Annotated in this window: 1 protein-coding gene; it reads right to left on the minus strand. The window is 66.7% G+C overall.

The window, feature by feature from the left end:
* On the minus strand, positions 1-354 hold a 354-nt coding region (locus HX823_RS31800; protein ID WP_177078618.1), incomplete at both ends, for a hypothetical protein.

Genomic DNA, 354 nt, shown 5'->3' on the forward strand with positions numbered 1-354 from the left:
CCCCCGCTCCCGCTGATGCCCCGCCGCATCCAACGCCGGATCCTCAGCCAGCACCAACCGCACAACCCCGTTGAATCGCGCACCCGGCCGATACCGCGTGCGCAACGCCGCCGCATAAGTCCGCGCCGGCCCATCCATCGCATCCACAGCCGACCGCGCAGGCAGCAACCCCACCCCAACCATCCCCCCATGCAGCGCCTTACGCTGCGCCACCTCATCACGCCCGGCAAAATCCCCCAGATCAATCCACAGCGATTTCCCCGCCGACAACTGCATCGCCACAATCAACCGCATCAACGCCGCCGTCGTCGCATAAGGCCTAACGCCGCGCTCCGGAGACTCACTGCCAATCAC

This window comes from Pseudomonas sp. P7759 (assembly GCF_013386445.1).
GTDB lineage: Bacteria > Pseudomonadota > Gammaproteobacteria > Pseudomonadales > Pseudomonadaceae > Aquipseudomonas > Aquipseudomonas azotoformans_A.